Annotated in this window: 16 protein-coding genes and 3 pseudogenes; 5 read left to right on the top strand and 14 right to left on the bottom strand. The window is 56.6% G+C overall.

The genetic code is table 11. The features are described from left to right. From ACWIUF_RS19520 to ACWIUF_RS19460, 13 genes and pseudogenes are all read right to left on the bottom strand, one after another. Nucleotides 1-1,118: pseudogene (locus ACWIUF_RS19520) on the bottom strand (hypothetical protein); the annotation flags it as partial. Between the two features lie 37 nt (nt 1,119-1,155). After that, on the bottom strand, nt 1,156-1,725 hold the full coding sequence (locus ACWIUF_RS19515; protein ID WP_448574203.1) for a phage tail protein: 570 nt from the start codon (nt 1,723-1,725) through the stop codon (nt 1,156-1,158). 2 nt (nt 1,726-1,727) lie between these two features. Then, nucleotides 1,728-1,871, bottom strand: a pseudogene (locus ACWIUF_RS19510) (DUF6760 family protein); the annotation flags it as partial. 20 nt (nt 1,872-1,891) lie between these two features. Further along, on the bottom strand, nt 1,892-2,278 hold the full coding sequence (locus ACWIUF_RS19505) for a phage tail assembly protein (RefSeq protein WP_448574202.1): 387 nt from the start codon (nt 2,276-2,278) through the stop codon (nt 1,892-1,894). Nucleotides 2,279-2,454: 176 nt separating this feature from the next. After that, nucleotides 2,455-2,907, bottom strand: coding sequence for a phage tail protein (locus tag ACWIUF_RS19500; RefSeq protein ID WP_448574201.1), 453 nt, complete (start codon nt 2,905-2,907; stop codon nt 2,455-2,457). Between the two features lie 59 nt (nt 2,908-2,966). Beyond that, entirely contained in the window at nt 2,967-4,118 is a 1,152-nt protein-coding gene (locus ACWIUF_RS19495; RefSeq protein WP_448574200.1) for a phage tail sheath family protein, read from the bottom strand. Next, a complete protein-coding gene (locus ACWIUF_RS19490; protein WP_448574199.1) occupies nt 4,108-5,604 on the bottom strand; it encodes a phage tail sheath family protein in 1,497 nt (498 codons plus the stop codon). The genes ACWIUF_RS19495 and ACWIUF_RS19490 overlap by 11 nt, the downstream gene beginning before the upstream one ends. 73 nt (nt 5,605-5,677) lie before the next feature. Then, the gene (locus ACWIUF_RS19485; protein WP_448574198.1) at nt 5,678-6,283 is read right to left on the bottom strand and encodes a carboxypeptidase regulatory-like domain-containing protein; all 606 of its coding nucleotides are present in this window, start codon (nt 6,281-6,283) and stop codon (nt 5,678-5,680) included. A gap of 48 nt (nt 6,284-6,331) precedes the next feature. Beyond that, nucleotides 6,332-6,916 carry a DUF4255 domain-containing protein gene (locus ACWIUF_RS19480; protein ID WP_448574197.1) on the bottom strand — a complete coding sequence of 195 codons (585 nt, stop codon included), beginning with the start codon at nt 6,914-6,916 and terminating at the stop codon, nt 6,332-6,334. Between the two features lie 535 nt (nt 6,917-7,451). Beyond that, complete coding sequence (locus tag ACWIUF_RS19475) at nt 7,452-9,644, bottom strand: AAA family ATPase (protein WP_448574196.1); 2,193 nt, start codon at nt 9,642-9,644, stop codon at nt 7,452-7,454. A gap of 67 nt (nt 9,645-9,711) precedes the next feature. Beyond that, entirely contained in the window at nt 9,712-11,070 is a 1,359-nt protein-coding gene (locus tag ACWIUF_RS19470; protein WP_448574195.1) for an eCIS core domain-containing protein, read from the bottom strand. Between the two features lie 114 nt (nt 11,071-11,184). Continuing rightward, the gene (gene tsaE / locus ACWIUF_RS19465) at nt 11,185-11,661 is read right to left on the bottom strand and encodes a tRNA (adenosine(37)-N6)-threonylcarbamoyltransferase complex ATPase subunit type 1 TsaE (protein ID WP_448574194.1); all 477 of its coding nucleotides are present in this window, start codon (nt 11,659-11,661) and stop codon (nt 11,185-11,187) included. 66 nt (nt 11,662-11,727) lie between these two features. Beyond that, entirely contained in the window at nt 11,728-12,162 is a 435-nt protein-coding gene (locus ACWIUF_RS19460) for a response regulator (RefSeq protein WP_448574193.1), read from the bottom strand. 228 nt (nt 12,163-12,390) lie between these two features. Here ACWIUF_RS19460 and ACWIUF_RS19455 point away from each other — a divergent pair, with 228 nt between their 5' ends. The 5 genes and pseudogenes from ACWIUF_RS19455 (at nt 12,391) to ACWIUF_RS19435 (ending at nt 16,223) form a co-directional block, all read left to right on the top strand. Continuing rightward, nucleotides 12,391-13,740: a recombinase family protein gene (locus tag ACWIUF_RS19455; protein ID WP_448574192.1), complete on the top strand. Its 1,350-nt coding sequence runs from the start codon at nt 12,391-12,393 to the stop codon at nt 13,738-13,740. Between the two features lie 272 nt (nt 13,741-14,012). Next, a pseudogene (locus tag ACWIUF_RS19450) lies at nt 14,013-14,138 on the top strand (helix-turn-helix domain-containing protein); the annotation flags it as partial. A gap of 194 nt (nt 14,139-14,332) precedes the next feature. After that, a complete protein-coding gene (locus ACWIUF_RS19445; RefSeq protein WP_448574191.1) occupies nt 14,333-14,566 on the top strand; it encodes a zinc ribbon domain-containing protein in 234 nt (77 codons plus the stop codon). 277 nt (nt 14,567-14,843) lie between these two features. Next, on the top strand, nt 14,844-15,284 hold the full coding sequence (locus tag ACWIUF_RS19440) for a pentapeptide repeat-containing protein (RefSeq protein ID WP_448574190.1): 441 nt from the start codon (nt 14,844-14,846) through the stop codon (nt 15,282-15,284). Nucleotides 15,285-15,590: 306 nt separating this feature from the next. Beyond that, nucleotides 15,591-16,223 (top strand): 4Fe-4S single cluster domain-containing protein, encoded by a 633-nt coding sequence (locus ACWIUF_RS19435; RefSeq protein WP_448574189.1) that lies wholly within the window; start codon nt 15,591-15,593, stop codon nt 16,221-16,223. Nucleotides 16,224-16,454: 231 nt separating this feature from the next. On the opposite strand, the gene infB is transcribed toward ACWIUF_RS19435, so the two are convergent. After that, on the bottom strand, nt 16,455-18,933 hold a 2,479-nt coding region (gene infB, locus ACWIUF_RS19430; protein WP_448574188.1), incomplete at its 5' end, for a translation initiation factor IF-2.

The following is an 18,933-nucleotide window of genomic DNA, read 5'->3' as shown; positions in this document are numbered from 1 at the left end:
GGAGTAGGGAGTGGGGGAGGGGGTGATGCCGCCTGCCCCGCAAAACGGTCTGTAGGGGCATTGGGCCGCAGGGATGAGGGGCTGGGGGTTGGTTTAACCGTTGGGCTGGGCGATCGCGCTCCTGGTATGTCCTCACTGGCGGCTTGACGTAAGGGGGTAGCCGGAAACGATCGCGCCCCCGACGGAGAACGAACCCCTTGATCCACCTGCACACGCGGCAACACAGGCTGTAGGGGCGGGTTCTCCAACCGACCCTGCGGCAAACGCAAAGACCCCCTAAACCCGCCCGTCTCCAGGGAATGGGGCACCACCAACGGCAACGCAGACGTTTTGAATTTTGAATTTTGAATTTTGAATGGTTCGGATTCTGGAGCAACGATCGCAGTGGGAGCAACCTGGACCAAGGGCAGATCAGGTGGGGGAGCAGGGCTGGCAAAGGTTGGGCTATCCACGGGGACAGAAGGTATTTCCGTGGCTGGATGGGGTAATGTTAGCGGTGCGAGATTAGGCGCGATTTTCTGGAGAGGCGGCGGCGCGATCGCGGGGTCTGGGTTGACGAGGGGCCAAGGGCGATCGGCCATCGCAACCGTTTCCGGAGTAACCAACGCTGGCAAATGACCGTGGGCTGTGGGATCACCTGGACTGTCCGGGGTGCCCGCCAACGGTAACGCCGCTGCTGCCCCCACATTCATTGCCGAGGGTCCGGCACCGGGCGCAAACTTAGCCTGGATCACCGGAGAAGATGACGATCCAGCAGCAGGCGCAGGCACCGCCCGATCGTTCGGCTGAACACCCTCGACGACGCCTCCCCCTTCACCCTGCACTTCCCTTGGTGCCTTGGTGCCTTTGGGGTTGCCCGCTGGGTTCTCCACCCAACTCGCCTGCGCATACACGATCGGCACCGTTCCCCCCATCACCTTTTCCGGCGGCTGACGGCGTTGCAACTGTTGCAATAGGGGTAAGCGATCGCGCAATTTCTGCGATCGGCCCCAAATTTGCCGTGCCAAATCAAATCGGATCACCCCCGGTTGTTCCAGGGGACGCACCAGGCGTTGATACAGGGCAGGATCGATCGCCGCCTGCCAATCGCGTTCAGAAGTTGTAGAAAGAGAATTCATGGGTCAACTACCCGACATGACAAGATTGAGCCGACCCTCATCGATTCGGGGCACCCAAATCCACCCGACGCTGAGGGGCCATCCGCGTTTGGGCCAGTGCCTCACCCGCCCTGACCGCTGACAACACCTGGGACCCGATCGGCTTCACTAACCCCTCATGGACCAGTTCCAATTGCTCGACCCCCACCTGGGTCGTATTGCTGGCATCAAACTGCGGTCCCACCCACTTCACCGGATAGGCATTGCGGAAATTCCACCACATCACCGGCAAGCGTTGATTATCCAGGAGCATGATTGTCCCGCTTTGGCGCACAATCCGGCCCTCCGTCGCTAACCAGTACCAATTCCACAGCACATCCAGATCCGTGAGGCCATGACTCAGAACCAGGCGGGGATAGGTGACGCGATCGGGAAACTGATGCACGTAATGGTTTTCGCCCCCCTCCCGGTATTCCTCCACCTGAATCTCACTCTCCAACCCCGCTACCGAGGTGAAGCCGCCCACAATGATCGCCCCCATCTCGACGACAAAGTTGTAGGCCATATAGGGTTCCAGGCGGACGCTGGGCAAATTGCTGCCTAAACCAAAGGGGGGTAAGCCAACCACGGTTATCTCCTCGTTGTCTCGTTTAATTGCTGGTTAATGCGGGCGACTTCGGCCACCCACTGCTGGCGATCGCGGTGTTCCATGCCCATGATTTGCTCGTAGGGCCAGTGGAAGTGATAAGCCAGGTACGCTACCTCCTCATGGAGCCGATCGGAGGGGTAGCGCGTTACTCCCCCGTGGGCACCATCTCCACCTCAAAGTCCTGGGCACAGTGGGGACAGGTGACCCGCAGGCGGCTGTGGCCGTTCTGGTTAATCCGTTGGTAAAAGTCCTGGAGATAGACCAGATCGCCGGAAAATAGGTTTTCCATCACCTTGGGGTTAATCGTGGGCAGGGTCCCCAGTTGGGTCACCACCCGCGACAGCAGAATGATCACCAAATAGCCCGGATTCGCCTGTACCCGTGGATCACGCAGGGGCGCGATTTCGTCATAGGCCGTCGCCAGCCGCATCATCCCCTCCCGGTGGCGGGTGCCATCGGCGTCAACATAGCCCTGGGGCAAAACAAAGGGGAATTCCGTCGGTTGGAGGGTGGATGGAGAGGTTGCTTGCATGTTTAGCTGTTCTCAACTTCATATCTGCTCTGCCGTGGGGTAGGTGTCCCGCCTGCCAGAGGCTCAAGCGTGCTTGTGGGGTAGGCGTCCCGCCTGCCAGAGCATAATGGTTTACCTACCAGATGCAAGATTAAGTTGCTGGCTGTAAGACAGGCCAGAGGCCCATCCCACAAGAATTAACTCCATTTATCAACCTTGATTCCTTCGTGGACCAACTCCAGCGACTCGATCGCAAACTCATCCTGGGTTGCATTGAAATCCGGTCCCGTCCAACTTGTCGGCCAACAGAAAAAGAGATTCCAGCGCACCTGTTCCACCCGCACATCATCGAGCAAAACAATCGAAATATCCCGGCGATCGGCAATCCCATTCATCAGATTTTCCCGCCAACGCCAGAGTTCATCATTATTCGTCACCCCCCGCCGCAAGGTGACATTCCCGTAGGTATTCAGCCCGGAAATTTTCCGCATCGTGAGGGGATCAGTGCCTTCCCGATACTCCCCCGGTGTTTGGCTACTGGTGAGGCCCGAACATTCTTGAAAGCCAGCATGAATAATGCCATTCCATTCCACATAAAAGTTATAAAGTCCAAAGGGATCGGTATCATGGGGTGCACGAATATTAGGCATGGGGAAATTCTCCTATTAGTTGTTAGGTCGGAATTTTGCATTTTGAATTGGCACACTGGTCACGGCGACCCCCCACTACTCAACACCACCCCCGTCTCACCATGAATCAAGCGCACGATGATGAACTCGCGGGGAATGGTGGGGGCAAGGCCGATCTCGGTGATCACTTGGCCAGCGGCCCGGATTTCAGGGGGATTGGTTTCTTCGTCGCATTTGACGTAAAACGCATCCTGGGCACTCTGACCTTGGAAAGCGCCCTGCAAAGCGAGGGATTCCAGGTAGGCGGTGAGTTCCCGTTCGATCCGAATCCAGAGGCGAAAGTCGTTGGGTTCAAAGGCGACATCGGCCAGGGTGCGATCGGCCCAACGGCCTACGGTAATAAACAACCGCCGCACATTGACAAACCGCCACAGGGCATCGTTACTAACCGTCCGGGCACCCCAAATCCGCATCCCCCGACCGGGTAAGGCCCGCAGGCAGTTCACCCCTGCATTTTCATCCGTTGGATTGAGCAAGGTTTGATCGGCATCGGTCAGATTGGGCATGAGATCCATGACATCTTCCAGCCGACGATTAGCCGGGGCATGATGCACCCCAACCTCCCGATCGCCCTGGGCATAGGTCCCCGCCACATGACCGCAGGGCGGCACCACGCGACCCTGTTCCGTTTTGATCCAGGGAGCATAGAGGGCGGCATTGATACCCCGTAACTGCTGCCGTTGGTTCAGGATTTGGGATAGGGCGGTGGTCAGCGTCACGGGTAGGGCATCAAGAATGGCGAAGCAATGACCCCAGCGATCGCAGTTTTCCAAAATTACCTGTTGCAACCGTTGCACCTGAGATGCCGATGGATTACCGCGCATGAGGTCAGGAACGCAGAGGAGATCAAATTCTGGGAAAGCGCCCAATACGTCTAGCGCTGTTGCCAGGGCCTCGGCCAGCGGGGGCCAATCGCCCAGACGCAGGACATAGCACAGCCGTCCGCCATTGCTGAAAAAGCCATGCACCGCATCCGCCAGGTAACTGCCCGCAACGGGAGGGCCGAACTGCTGGGCAAACTGGGGCCACAGGGTCAGGCGTTGGGGGACATTCAGCGGGCCGCGATCGGCATAGCCTACGAACACCGGCACCCCAGTGACAAAATCCGGCGGCGGTTGTAGGAAAACCTCTTCGCGGTAGACCCCAGGTAGGTGTAGGTGACTAGCCAGCATCGGGGCCTCCCCACTGGCTGATCCGGAAGATGACAAATTCGGCGGGTTGTACGATCGCGACTCCAATTTCGGTAATCACCTGCCCCTGCTCGCGCACCTCCGGCGGATTGGTTTCCTCATCGCATTTGACAAAGAAGGCTTGTTCCGCCGTATTCCCAAAGAGGGCACCACTACGCCACACGTTGGTTAGAAAAGCCGTTAAGTTGCGGCGGATGGCGGCCCAGAGGTCGGGGGCATTGGGTTCAAAGACAGTCCATTGGGTGCCTTCGTCGATCGACTCGCGCAGAAAGTTAAATAACCGCCGGATATTGATGTACTTAAATTCGCCCTGGGTGTCCATCGTGCGGGCACCCCAGACGCGAATATTCCCGTTCAACTCGCGAATGCAGTTAATCCCATCGGGGTTGAGGCCATCCTGGCGGGATTTGCTGATGGGATACTTGAGGCCAACCGCACCGATGATCGGTTCATTGGCCGGGGCCTTGTGCACACCGCGCTGGGTATCCACCCGTGCATAGATGCCAGCCATGTGACCACTGGGGGGCACATATTTCAAGCCATCCCCGCTGGGGTTAGCTGCTTTAGTGGCCGGGTCAAATACCTGAATCCAAGGGAAATAGAGGGCGGCGTAGTCGGAGTTAAAGGGTTTGAGGAGCGCCACCAGGTTGGCGGCACTCAGGTTGACTTCCTCTGGTGTGTCGAAGATGGCGACACGATCGCCGAGGGCCAAACAATGACCATTAATGCTGTCCATCGCTGTGCGACTGGTGAAACCGGGGGCGGCGACAATGGCAATTTCATCGATCGCGGCAAAACTCTCCAGGGCATCCTCTAAATCCGCCTCACTCGCAATCCAGACCACATAGCAACGGGTCCCGCCATTGCGGAAAAAGCCATTAACCGCATGAGCCAGGGTATTTTGGCCCGGATCGCTGGAAAAATTGCCGAAAAATCGCCGAAATTCTGAAAAATTGGTGCAAAGCTTTACCTCGCCAGCCGCAACCGTTGGGGCTGAGACTTCCGGGGAGGGGGCTGAGGGCGACGTAGGTGTCTCTACCTGTAGCTGGTAGTACCCCGTGATCGCGAGGCCATTCCCAGGAGCCGCATTGCTTGTCGCGGTAAAGGTTAAGGTAGGCACGCCAGCGACCAGGGTCAATGCGAAGGCCGTGCGTCGGTTCCCGTCCACAAAAAAGCCTCGCGTATCCTCCGCTGTCACAAACCCGATGATTGTTTCGCCTGTGCCCAGATTATCCGGTAGGGGTAAGGGGAACGCGGTCGTTGTTCCGTCACCTGTCCCGATCGCCACCCGATTTTCCGCATCGCCTACGGCCACAGTCCGCACCGTTGTACTGGCTGCTGGGGTACTGGTTCCCTCCCCGTTAATCACACCAATAAAGCCAGCGGTACTGGTACCCACCCCTGCGATCGGGGCCGATCCAGAGGCAACTTCTTCGACATAAACACCGGGCGACTGATAAGGGGACATGGAAACTCCTTAAGGGAAATAGGGGAGAGGAGACAGGGCATAGGGGAGATGATGCTTCTCTTGTGGAGACGCTTCACGATCGCGTGAGGGTGAAATCTAGGGTGTGGACTTGGCCGGCTTGCAGGACGATCGCTTGGGTGATGGTGGCATACCCTTTGGCGCTGACCTGCACTTGCCGAGGCTGGGGTGAGGCTTCGAGGGCGGCGAACTGGTAGGTGCCGTCAGGGTTGCTGAAGACGCGATCGCCGCTACCCACGAGCTGAATTTGGGCCATTGCCACAGGTTCTGCGGCGGTCTGGATCGTTCCCCGCAGGCGTGTCGTGGGGATAACCAGGTCCAAAAACTGGGGCGGGATCGTGCCATCGGCTTGGGCGGTCAGGGTAAACGCCTGTTCGACGGCTTGATAGCGACGGCCACCCTGGGGCACTGTGGCCCGTAATCCATACTCACCAGGGGGGAGATCGAGGAAATAGAAAAAGCCATCCCCACGGGTTTGGGTTGGGTTGGTGAGCGGTTGCGTGGCCAAGGCTTGTAATTGCCACCGTTTTTGCAAAACAGGGGGCACTGTCGTCAGCCGGATTTCGACCCCTGGCAAGGGGTGTTCGGTGTCGATTTCGGTCACCCGACCCGCGATCGCGACCTGGGGACGAATCGTATGTTGCCAAGAAAAACTACTCACGATTGACCACACATGCAAAATTCAGGACCTAAACTCGCCAATCTAAAACTAAGCACGCAACCCCACCCCCGCAACCAACGGCATCTCGACGGGGTCCCAAACGGGGACCGTGATCGTCACGGTGTAATGCAAAGTGACCCGTGGCTTGCCGCCCATTGCCTGCCAAAATTCCCCCAAGCTATTGAGTTTGCTGGGGCGCAGGGCAAAGGCCCGAAGCGGTGGCTCTAGGCCGCGCAGATCGCCTTGCAGGATTTCCCTGGGCAGTTCCCGATAGCGCATCAGGATACGCATGACCTCACCGAGGAGGCGATGTTCATCCTCAAAGGGATTGGGAATCCGGGCGGGCCAAGCGGTGATCAGGTAGGAACAGTCAACCCGTGCGGAGGGCAGGTGGTGCACCCCCCGTCCAGTTGATTGCCGTTCTAGGGAACTGACCACCCGCCGCAGTTCTAGATTTTCCTGTACGTCATACAGAAACAGGCTGAGGGCTGGCAGTTGTACCTGGGTCGTGAATTCACTGTCCGGGGCGGCAAAGCTGATCGTCACTCGTGACGATGAATCCGCCTCTACCAATGCAGGCGGGAGTTCCCGCGTTAATAGGGTTGCGAGGGTCCGGTCTAAGTCATCTAGCATGGCGGTGGCTCAGAGGGGACACGCCACAAATCATTAATCATGCTGCTGTCGTGCAAATGGGGTAATACGATCGCACTTCGATAATTTTCGTTGGCTGTAATTTTTGCTTGCGGCCATTTTGACGTGAAGTCATAGAAATGACAGCGGTATCCCAGGTGCCTACTTGATTTCAATACGAGTTGCTCTCAAGACTACAGGTAACTTCTCAAGACTACAGGTAACTCTAGTTAAGATAGGCCAGTTAAGATGGGTCAGTGAGCAAAAGGATTTAAAATATAGGGATTAAATCAAGCTTTATTAAGCTTTCGCGATCGTGAATAAAAGGCGGGGACACGATCGGACAAGTAGCAAGACCAAGGCATTTTCAAAATCATACGGGCAATTTTGTCGAAAAGGAAAGTCACTTAATATTTTGTTTCACTTTTCGCATCCGCCTCATCAGGGTCCAAGCTCAACCCCTTTAACGACAAAGGGAGTGAGTCATAATGACGCAACTCCCTTTGCGTTTAAAGAGGGAAGAATGAACACCCACTGACTATTTGAGTTTACTGTATTCCCCCAAGCTTGTGTCTGTCATCAACTTACCCATTTTTTGATATTCTCGACGAGTTGCGTGGACAACATGTTGCATTTGAATCTTGGTCCCATCCGCAGCCGCGAGAAAGGCTGCGGCGAGGGCAATGTTACGAATATTACCACCTGCAATTTCTAACTGCTTCGCCAGAAATACTAGGTCTAAATTCTCATCACACGGGGTCATGGATGGCCAGATTTGCTGCCAGATTTTGAGGCGTTGTTGATAACTGGGTAGGGTAAATTCGACGATAAAGCGTAATCTGCGGATGAAGGCATCGTCTAAATTGCTACGCAGGTTTGTGGTTAAAATGGCTATCCCTTCGTAGGCTTCCATCTTTTGCAGCAGGTAGCCAATTTCCAGGTTGGCGTAGCGATCGTGGGCATCTTTCACCTCCGATCGCTTCCCGAATAGGGCATCAGCCTCATCAAACAGGAGAATGGCATTGGCATTCGTGGCCGCATCAAATACCCGGTTGAGGTTTTTCTCCGTCTCACCCACATACTTACTGACCACCTGGGCCAGATCAATTTGATAGAGATCCAGGTGCAGTTCGGTTGCGATCACCTCCGCTGCCATCGTTTTACCCGTACCCGGTGGCCCTGAAAATAGCACGTTTAACCCTTGGCCTCTGGTCACTTGCTGCGCCAGGCTCCAAACCTGCCAAACCTGGTGATGATACTTGGCTTGATTGCAGATTTCCCGCAGTTGGGCCGTGGCATCGGCTGGCAGGACGAGATCGGGCCAACTGGCTCTGGGGGTTAGCTTTTGCGCCAGAGTAGCCAATTCATGACCCGTTTGGGCGCGGGCAGCGGCGTAGAGGACCGCGATCGCTGTTATCGAGACGCGGTTACTCTCACGCGAAGCATCATCTCCCGTTGCGATGGTCTGTTGGGCCGTGAGCACCGCACTGGCGATTTGGGTTGAAGTTAGCCGAAAGCGATCGGCAAGAACCGCCATCTCGGCCTCGGCCAGCTCCAGCCCTGCCAAGTTTAAATAGGTTTGCCAATACCGTTGTCGTTGGGCCACGGTGGGCAGGGGGAAGGCGATCTGGACAACGCCGATCGGGCCGGTGGGGGTCGGCTCCCAGGCCATTTGTCCGGCTAGACTGGTGATCCCAGGTTGCTGGGCCACGGCGCTCAGGACACGTTCATACCAGGGAAAAAGGGCCTCCGATTCTCCTGTGGAGGCGCTACGCGATCGCAAACGATCCACCCCCTCCAGATACACAAAAGCGGCCTGGAAATGGGCTTCCCGTAGGGCTAGCTTCAGCAGGGGTTCAATCTCCCCGGTGGGGAACAGGATTAACTGACCTAAATCAATCTTCAAGAGGGGACGCCCCAACTGGCCCGCGATCGCCAGTAGGGTGTGCTGTTTTCCCATCACATCCGGTCCCTCCAGATAAAGACAGAGGGGACGGGCGCTTTGCCAATGGTGTTGGATGAGGGTCAGCAAGTTCCTGTGCTCACTCAGATCAAACCCCAGAGTTTCCGGCTCAGGGGCGGGGGTAAGGAACTCACAAAAGGGCACCAGCCGCCGATCGCGGCCCCATTCCCCCAGCAAAAAGCGCGTCACCGGCCCATCCAAAACCAGTTCGTGTGCCAACAGCGTCGGCTGGGGCTGATCGGCAGGGGGTACCAAATGTACCAACTGATGGTCAATCAAGGTCGATTCCACCGAGAAATGCAGACGATGGGCCAACTTCTCAGTCGCGGTGGCACACAGGAGAGTTAAGGCGAGATCAACCGTGGGGCGGCGACGGTGGGCTTCCCCTTGCAGGTAGGCGTAGGTTTGCCCATAGCGCCGATCGAGTTCCGGGGCCAACGCGATCGCGATCACATCTAGATCAAACGTTGATAGTGCAAACGTGGCCTGAAGCCAAGCCAAGCGTGTGCCTGGTTGCAGCGCTTCGGTCATTGCCGGGGGAGCGGCTGGGGGTTGCGATCCGGGTTGCTCTGGCGGGGCGGGGCGACGCGATCGCTGAGGCGGAACTTTTTCCGTGGGCACCGGATGGGCAGGGAAAGCAGGCGGTGCTTCGTCACCCTTCGGAAAGGTCGCGATCGCCTGGGTTAATCGCCAATCCAACCGTTGCAGCAACACGCCTAAGTCTTGATATCGGGTTTGATGGGGGGCAGCAGTCTTGCGTTTGTTCACCGGGCGACCTCTGGAATCGGCACCCTCGCAGGGTGCCTAAGTACATCAGCAACGCTGAGAACGGGATTCAGGACTTGACGTATTGCTTGCGGAGTTTCTCCACATCCAGCCCTTCGACGGAAATACGACGATCGTCGATCGCTCGACGGTGCAACTCCCGTAGGGAACCCAGGCGGCGCTGGCGACCAGTTTGTTGATGCAGATGTTGTCCGATTGTCCCTAGAATCGTACTGGCATGTTCAGCATCAAGATTGCCGCCCTCCAGCAGCGCATCCGTCCCCTCCGCCAGGATATTCTCTGGCCCAATCAACTGCCGGGTTGTGGCTCCTTGGCCACGGTAGTGGGGATCATTTACCAGCTCATGATCCGCCGCGTCTTTTGTCCAGGGATTGGCATGGTAAACCGTGCGTTCGGGCGGTAGGAAGACCCGCAGCGTTGGCCCGTAATACCGAGCCTGATCTGCTTGACGAGCCACATGGACTTTCCCCTCGCTTTGTTCCGAATATTCACGATCAATCCGCGCCGCCCCTTGCCCCCCAAATTTGGGATCAAGCCCTTCCGCGAGAATCCCTTGTCCCCGATCGGAGGGGAAGAGTGCCCCCGGCCAGTTGAGACCATGATAGAAACGGGCCTGGTTATAGGCACTCACATATTCATCCAGGGAATCTCGTCTTGGCTGGGGGTGTGCCTGGGGGTTGCTATGGTTCGTGTTGTTGGGAATGATGTTGACGGGCGCATTCGCTTGGGACGATCGTTGTCCCCGCAGCCGTCGCCAAAGGGCTTTAAACGGGTTCTTTAGCTTCATTTGGACGGGCGCTACCGGGGGCTGGGACGGGGGTGTACGTTGGAAGGTGGGTAATCCCGTGCTGGGTTTTCCCTGTGCAACGTGTGCACCGATGCGATCGGCCTCGTGTTCCAAGGTGGGATCACCATTGATGGGAAATGGCTTGAACTGGGTCTGGGGTTGCACTCGCCCCTGCCGTTGCTGAACTACATGGGCTAACTCATGACCCAACAGTTCCCGACCTTTCCGGGAAGTCATATCCAACTGACCCGGTGCAAAGGTAATTTGATTCCCCGTCGTAAACGCTTGCGCCCCCAATTGCGCTGCTATCTGACTTTCGCGAACCTGCACATCGGAAAAATCCTCGCCCAAGATGGCTTCTAGGTGCGATCGTACCGACGGAGGTAGGGTTCGTCCTCCCGGCGGCTGCGTCACGGGCGATATTGCATGACCTGATGGGCTGAGCAGTTCCTGGGATAGCCCCTGAAAGGTCAGGGACGAGGGCTGGGAGATGGTCCCCTGGGACGTTGCCAAAGCAGCAGGCATGGGGGGGAATGCCTGGGCAGGCCCCCGATCGGCAGCAATGGGCGCAGGCCTTGTCAGCTTGCGGCTGGGTGATCGCTGCAATACGGAATGTCCCATAATGGAATACCTCAGAAGAGACAGAAAACAAAGCAGAAGCGCATGTGGTCAACCAAGCTGGGTTGGGGCCGCCGCTAGGACAATCGCTGCGATGACAACGAACTGCGATCGCGGTCACGGATGGACCGAAAGTGGGGGTAAGATAAAGTTCCCAACGGGCGTCAGGATCGCGGTGCGACCTGGGTTGCCATCGGCGGGGGGGGCATCCGCCTGTAAATGAATTTGTAAATAGCTATCAGGGTGGTAGGGCAAGCGTTCCGACCATTCGATCGCCACAATGCCCGGTTCCGCTTCAATGCCCTCCCAGTATAGTTCAGGCGTTAATGTTACCGCGTCCGCAGGGTCCAAACGGTAGAGATCAAAATGATACAGGGGTAACCGTCCTCCCAGATATTCGTTAATTAGCGTAAACGTGGGACTGTCGATCGGCTCGGTAATCCCTAACCCTGCTCCTAGTCCCTGGATCAGTGTGGTTTTGCCACTGCCCAAATCCCCTTGTAGGAACAATACACTCCCCGCTGGGAGCGATCGTCCCAGGGCCTCACCCAGCGATCGAGTGGCGGCGGCTGTGGGTAAAAAGTACGTGACCAATGCACCCTACCAAACGATTAACGACACATCAATGCCCCCCAAACGGGTCGGGGCAAATATTGGTTGCTAGTAGGCAGGCCGTTCGTTCAACGTATGTTCGATCGCCTGCATCTCCTGCTCTAGCTGCTTCAAACTGCGATAACGCATTAAAGCCAAATCAACGGCTGTTTGCAGTTGTTCCGGAAAAAAGGGCTTCACAATATACCCAAAAGGACTGATCGTCATCGCCCGCTCGACGGTAACCTCATCGGTGTGGGCCGTCAGGAACACCACCGGAATATCCAAATGGTGCTGAATTTCACGGGCAGCATCAATACCATCGAGCGGTCCTGGGATGCGAATATCCATGACAATGATGCCCGGTTGCGTTGCCATTGCCTGTTCAACTGCTGCCTCGCCAGAAGCAACAATCCCGATCACCTGGTACCCTTGCTTTTCCAGGGCTTCCTGAATACTCCAGGCAACGACGGCTTCATCTTCAACAATGAGAACATCCAGCATAATCAAATCTGTTCTTGCCAAGTGTACTCAAGCCATCACGCAATCAATCAACGCGGGCAGGGTTACGCCTGACAGGAGGATGTCTCCGCAATGCGATAGAGTCCAACCCATTAAATCATGTTTATTTGGACTTTCTCCACCACCGCTCAGCACTCCGATCCTGAACCCAGCGACTAATCTGCGCTACTGTGAATGCGGCAGATGCTTGATGATTGATGACTATTTGGCATGATGAACGCCCCTGACCGCCCCCGGCAAGTCATTGCCTATCTCTACCAAGATCCCCTTCTGGAGCCAGAAGTTGGGCCAATCAACTGGCAACAAGCCGTCGATCGCGTCTATTGGGATCGGGGCGATCGCACCCAATTGGCCCAATTATTTCAGGATTGTCAGACGGATTCTGTAACCTATCTACTGATCCGGCGTTTAGACGATCTGGGCGATACGCTGACAGCGATCAGCGAAGGTTGCTGGCAACTCCACCAGTTAGGCGTCCATCTCTGTTCCCTCGCTGCCACCCCGCCGGATGGGGTACCCACAGCCACCCCCTTGAGTCTTGCGGATGTGTTGCGATCGTTGCCTCCCCCGCAGCAACACCGGCAACAGGCGCTCCTGCGCGGTCATGCCCGGAACCGCCTTCGGGCTATCCCGCCACCGGGCAAGGCCCCCTATGGCTATCGGCGGGGTAAGGATAGCTATTTGGTCGATCGGGCAGCAGCCCCAGTCGTGAAGGATTTTTTTGAGCAGTTTTTACTGTACGGGTCCCTGCGACGAGCCGTGCGCTATCTTCAGCAAAAGTATGGCAAACGCATTGCGGTGGCCACTGGACGACGCTGGCTAACCCATCCGGTCTACCGGGGCGATCTGGCCTATCGCCAAGGGGAGGTGATCCCCGACACCCATCCTGCCCTGCTTTCACGGGAAGAGGCGGCTCAAGTCGATCGCCTGTTGCGTCGAAATCGTCGCTTACCTCCCCGCACAGCCAGTGCCCCGCGATCGCTGGCGGGCCTAGTGGTCTGTGGGGCGTGTGAGTGTCCCTTGCGAACGGTCCAGGTCACCACCCCCCGGCAGCAGCGGCAATACCTCTACTTGCGACCGGCGGCCTGTCCTCGGCAACCCGCCTGTCCCGGCCTACGCTATGAAGCTGTCCTGGAAAAAACGATCGCGGCGGTCTGTCGGGAATTACCGTTGGCGGTGGCAGGGCTGAGTAATCCTGGTCTCGAGCAGGTACGGCAACAATTAGCCACTGCCCAAACCCAAAAACAAGCGATTTTAACCCAACTCCCGGATCTAGTAACCCAGGGGATTTTAGATGAAGAAACCGCTGCGCTTCGTGCCTATAAATTACGCAATGAATTGGCTGCTTTACAAACCCAACAGGCCCAGTTACCTCCCCCGAATTTAACGAGAATCGCCCAGACGGTTTCGTTACCTGAATTTTGGTTTGACCTATCGGAGGTGGAACGCCGGTTTTACCTGCGTGAGTTTATTCAATGTATTGAAATTATCCGTGTTCGCAGCGTTGCTGGTGAAGATTCCTCCCAGACTTGGGATGTCGCTTTAAGATTTATTTTCTAAATCCGTGATTTAAGAGGGTGTTTGAAAAGTCCAGAAATCAGTTGTAGTGGCGACTTCAGTCGCTACTACAAACGCCAAGCAACCCTTAGGATAGCCAAACGTCAAGGTTCGTAGTCGCGGTTTTAACCGCGATCCTCCTTTTAAAACATCCTCTCATGAGCAGCCCGATCGTCCCCGTGTTGACCAAAAAATAATTGGGATGCAAGCCCCGTCCTTCTAGGACGGCTTCGAGTAAATCGCAAACACTTTAATCAAGATGCTAAAATTGCAGCATGGTAACGCTTACCTACGAGTACAAGCTGCAACCTACGCTTGCGCAAGTAGCGGTGATTGAGGACTGGTTGGAGATTTGCCGGCAAGTCTACAATTTCGCGCTGGCCGAACGTAAAGATTGGGCGCGTTCTCGCAAGTGCGACATCAATGCCTGCCGTTTCGACCGGGAGTACATCATCCCTGCTGCTGCCAAGCGGCCCAACTACTCCCAGTGCCAGGCACTGGCGGCTGCCAAACAGCAGTTCCCAGAATTGCAGCGCCCCCATCCTCACGTATTGCAACAAGTGCTGCGACAAGTTGAAGCGGCATTCTCAGCCATGTGTGCTGGCAGCGTGGGGTCTATTTCGCCAAAGTGGCAGCTAAGGGCACCAGCCAAACTTGCCCCAGTTGTGGGGTGGTTGTCGGCAAGAAGAATCTATCCGAGCGCACCCATTACTGCCCAGCGTGTGGCTACACCGCAAACCGGGACGTGGCAGCAGCTCAAGGAGTGAGGCAGCGCGGGATTGCAGCGGTGGGGCACATCGTCAAGAAGCTTGGTGAGGGCAATGTCTAAGACACCCTGCGCTTCAATAATCCCCGCGCCTTTAGGCCGGGGAGTTGTCAATAGGTTGAGAGTTTACTGGGTTTCAGCGGGTAAGGAAGCGAGAGAGCTTTAGGAAAGGCTACAAAAATCCACCCAAGTTAATATTTTTTTAGGTATTTTAAAGTCAATCATCACGAAACTGATCAACCGTTAAGATCCTCCCTCAGAAAGACGTTGTCTCCTTGGAAATCGGGCACACTCTATAGATAGAACCCGATAATAATTCAGGCTGTTGAAGGAGGCAACTATGCGCTTAACATTCTTAGCAGCAACAGCCGTAGGGGTGAGTTTGGCACTCATGACATCTGTGCGTGCGGCTGACCCGGCCCAGGTCGAGCAACTGTTGCAGACAGGGGCCTGCGCTGCCTGTGATCTGACCGATGCTAACCTCCAGGGTGCCCATTTGATTGGCGCCGATCTGCGATCGGCGAACTTGGCAGGAGCGGACCTCCGGGAAGCAAACCTGGAAGGGGCGGATCTCACGGGAGCCGATTTAACTGGGGCACGCTTGAATCAAGCCTGGTTAACCAACGCCAGTCTCAGCTATAGCACCCTAGTTAATGTTGACTTTACCAATACGCAGCTTTATCACGCAAACCTCCGGGGAGCGACACTGATTGGCTCCAATCTGGATAACGCCGTGATTTATGGTGCGAATTTTCATGATGCCCAACTGGAATTGCCCTAGGCTATCGCAGCGAAGAGAGTTAGTGGTTAGCCCTGCATCGACCCCTATTCCAGACAACATTTTGTTAGAGAACTCATTCTATATAATGCCCTAGTACGGCAAACATACAGCCGTTCCCTCTCTTGAAGTACGGTCAAGCCTGGCGAACAAGGGGCTTCAGCCCCTGGTCTGTACTTCACCGGGTATGGAAGTGCTGTAAAGTCACCATCCAGTTTCGCAGCGTTGGTAGTCGTGACTTTAGGCGTTGCAGGCTGAAGCCCACACTCCAGATGAATATACTCAAGACTGCTGTGTACGAGGTTTTCCATGTCATTACCGATCGCTAACAACATTGCGCTTGATTTCCAGGCCCAGATTCCCCCTGGCTATCTCAATCTGATGGGCTATGTAGACGAGTCGGAGGTTAATGGACCGGGGTGCCGTGCGGTTGTGTGGGTACAAGGGTGCCTCCGCGAATGTCCGGGCTGCTTCAATCCGGCGTCGTGGGCGTTTGCCGTGAACCAATTGGTTGAAGTGACCGACCTGGCTGCTAAAATCCTGAGCAACCCCAACCATCAAGGGGTGACCTTCTCCGGTGGGGAACCCTTTTGGCAAGCTCCAGCCCTGGCAACCCTGGCGCGGCTGCTCAAAACCCAGGGATTAACGGTGATGTCCTTCACTGGCTTTACCCTCGAGCAATTACGATCGCCCCAGGCCCCTCCTAGTGCCCAAGCATTACTAGACGAACTGGATATTTTAGTCGATGGCCCCTATCTTCAGGCCCAAGCGATTCACTCCCCCACGTCCCTGGTCTCTTCCCGTAATCAACGGGTACATATTTTCAACCCAGACCTAGAAAACTGCCAAAGCTGGGCCAGTGACCAGGTGGAAATTCATATTCTCAAAGATGGGACACGCATTGTCACGGGCTACCAAGGGCAGGTCCTACTGACGGACTAGGTCCAACCCATCTGGACGCGAGAACGGCATTGCTCTATTAAAAAAATGGCCCCCCTGAGTCTATGCTCGATCGGGAGCCATCAATGACTAACTGGGTCATTGCCCTCACCTTCCAGCCCCTGCGTCTATGTTGGGCACGAAAGCTTACGGAGAAAGAATTAAGGTTTTAGGCCCCTCTCCCTGAGGGAGAGGGGTTGGGGTGAGGGTTGTCGAACCTCCCGGAGCACAATGTTAGCCCGACAGGGTGCGCCGCTTGGTGACCATGCGGAAGGCTTCAACACGATCGTTTTCTGCCCAAGTGCTAAAGTTGTCAACCCCGATCCCGCACTCGTAACCAGAATTCACTTCCTTGACATCCTCCTTCATCCGTCGCAACGAATCCAGCGTGCCTTCGTAGACCACCGCATCTTGACGATGAACCCGAATGTTGCAATTGCGCACCAGTTTCCCTGATTGCACGTAGCAGCCGGCCACAGCCCCCCGGCCCACGGGGAAGACGGCCCGAACCTGGGCTTGCCCCAGTGGCTCTTCCACCAGTTCCGGCTCCAGCAAGCCTTCCATTGCGCCTTGAATATCTTCCAGGAGCTTGTAAATAATTTCATACTCCCGAACATCGACACCCGCTTGATCAGCCGCTTGCCGTGCCCCACTGGCGAGGGTGGTATTAAAGCCCACAATTACAGCACCACTGGCTGCCGCTAGGTCCACATCCGTTTCGGTGATTTCACCGGGAGCCGCGAGTAACAGCCGTACTTGCACCTCGTTTTGGGGGAGTTGCTTGAGTGCCCCGACAATTGCTTCCACCGAACCCTGAACATCGGCCTTGAGGATCAGGTTGAGTTCCTTCAACTCACCTTCCTGAGCACGGGCCGATAGGGAACTGAGGGTGACACGCCGGGAGGACATGGCCTGTTGTAGGCGGGTTTGCCGTTGGCTGATCAGACGCTCCTCTACCAGAGAACGGGCTTGTTTCTCATCGGTAAAGACCTCGAACTCATCTCCGGCAGCGGGCACCTCATTCAGCCCCAGGATTTCCACCGCAAAGGAGGGGGAGGCTTCCTTTACCCGTTCGCCGCGATCGTCCACCATTGCCCGTACCTTACCCAGGACCGAGCCTGCCACCAGGGTATCACCGACTCGCAGGGTGCCATTCTGGACTAAAAGGGTGGCTACTGGCCCCTTGGCCTTATCCAAGTGGGCTTCAATCACCGTACCCTTGGCCGGGCGATTCGGGTTAGCAACCAACTCCTCCACTTCCGACACCAGCAGGATCATTTCCAGCAAGGTATCCAGGTTGGTCCCGGTTAGGGCGCTCACGGGCGTCATGATCGTTTCGCCGCCCCATTCTTCAGCGACGAGGCCGTACTCGGTCAACTCTTGCTTGACGCGATCGGGCTGGGCTTCCTCCTTGTCAATCTTATTAATCGCGACAATGATGGGCACGTCAGCCGCTTGGGCATGGCGCAAGGCTTCGATGGTTTGGGGGCGGACGCCATCATCCGCAGCCACAACCAGGATCGCGATATCGGTCACCCGCGCCCCCCGCGCCCGCATGGCGGTAAAGGCTTCGTGGCCAGGGGTGTCAAGGAAGACGATTTGTTCCTGTTTCCCGTCATGCTCAACATCCACATGGTAGGCCCCAATATGCTGGGTAATCCCACCCGCTTCGCCTTGGGCAACCTTCGTTTTGCGAATCGAGTCAAGCAGGGTAGTTTTTCCGTGATCCACGTGCCCCATGATCGTCACCACGGGGGGACGGCGCTGGAGACTATCCAAATCAGCAGCATCCAGCATTTCAGTGACCTTCCGGGCCGCCGCTTCCTGAACCGCCGCTTCCACCTGGACCCCCAGTTCCTCAGCGACCATCCGGGCTGTGGCTAAATCGAGGGTTTGGGTAATAGTCGCTGCGATCCCTTGGAAGAACAGTCGCTTAACGATTTCGGTTTCTGGCACCTGGAGCAGGGAGGCCAGTTCCTGCACCGTTAGGTTGCCTTGAATCGTGACCGTTTCTGGGCGTTCGGGTTTCACTTCTGTGTTCCGTTCCCGGGCACCGGGACCCCCACTGCCGGACCCACCGCGACTGGGCCGACGGGTTTTCTGGGCCGTGGTGACGGGTTTGGCTTGGGTTTGCTGCATGGATTTGGGCTTGGGCGGACGCGCCAAAGACAGGCTCACCTGGGCAGCGGCAGCAGCTTGGGCCTCGCTCTCCTCCCCTAGGCCAAATTCATCCTCATCCTCATCCAGCACGGTCTGCGATCGCCGCTTGTGCTTGCCCTTGGCAGCAGGCTTTTCTTTTTCCAGCGTTTCGTCTTCTTCCTCCTCCTCCCGCCGCTTGGCGCGTTTGACACGGGGTGGGGTGGGACGGACCAGCTCAACGATCGGCACCTCTTCAACCTCGGCCACCAAATCACTGGTTTCCACTGTGGCCGTTTTGTCCTTATCGGCCTCAAGGGCCGGACGTTGGGGGCGACGCAATTCGACGATCGTCTGGGTTTTGGGAGCTACGGGTTTATTCCCCCCGGCCTCCTTGTTGGCCGCTGGTCGCGGGGTAGATGCCTTCGGACGACTAGGGGGCAGGGTCGTTGTGGTCCCCCTGGGGGCTGCCTCCGTTGGCGCAGCCGTTTGGGACTTGGGACGTTTGAGGGTAGGCCGCTCCACCAGCTTAGGGGCAGGAGCCGTCTCGAGCTTGGGGCCTGGGGTGGGCGATGGG

The sequence above is a fragment of the Trichothermofontia sp. genome (assembly GCF_053493415.1).
The sequence above is the reverse complement of the archived record's forward strand: the minus strand, read 5'-3'. Positions and strand labels throughout refer to the sequence as shown.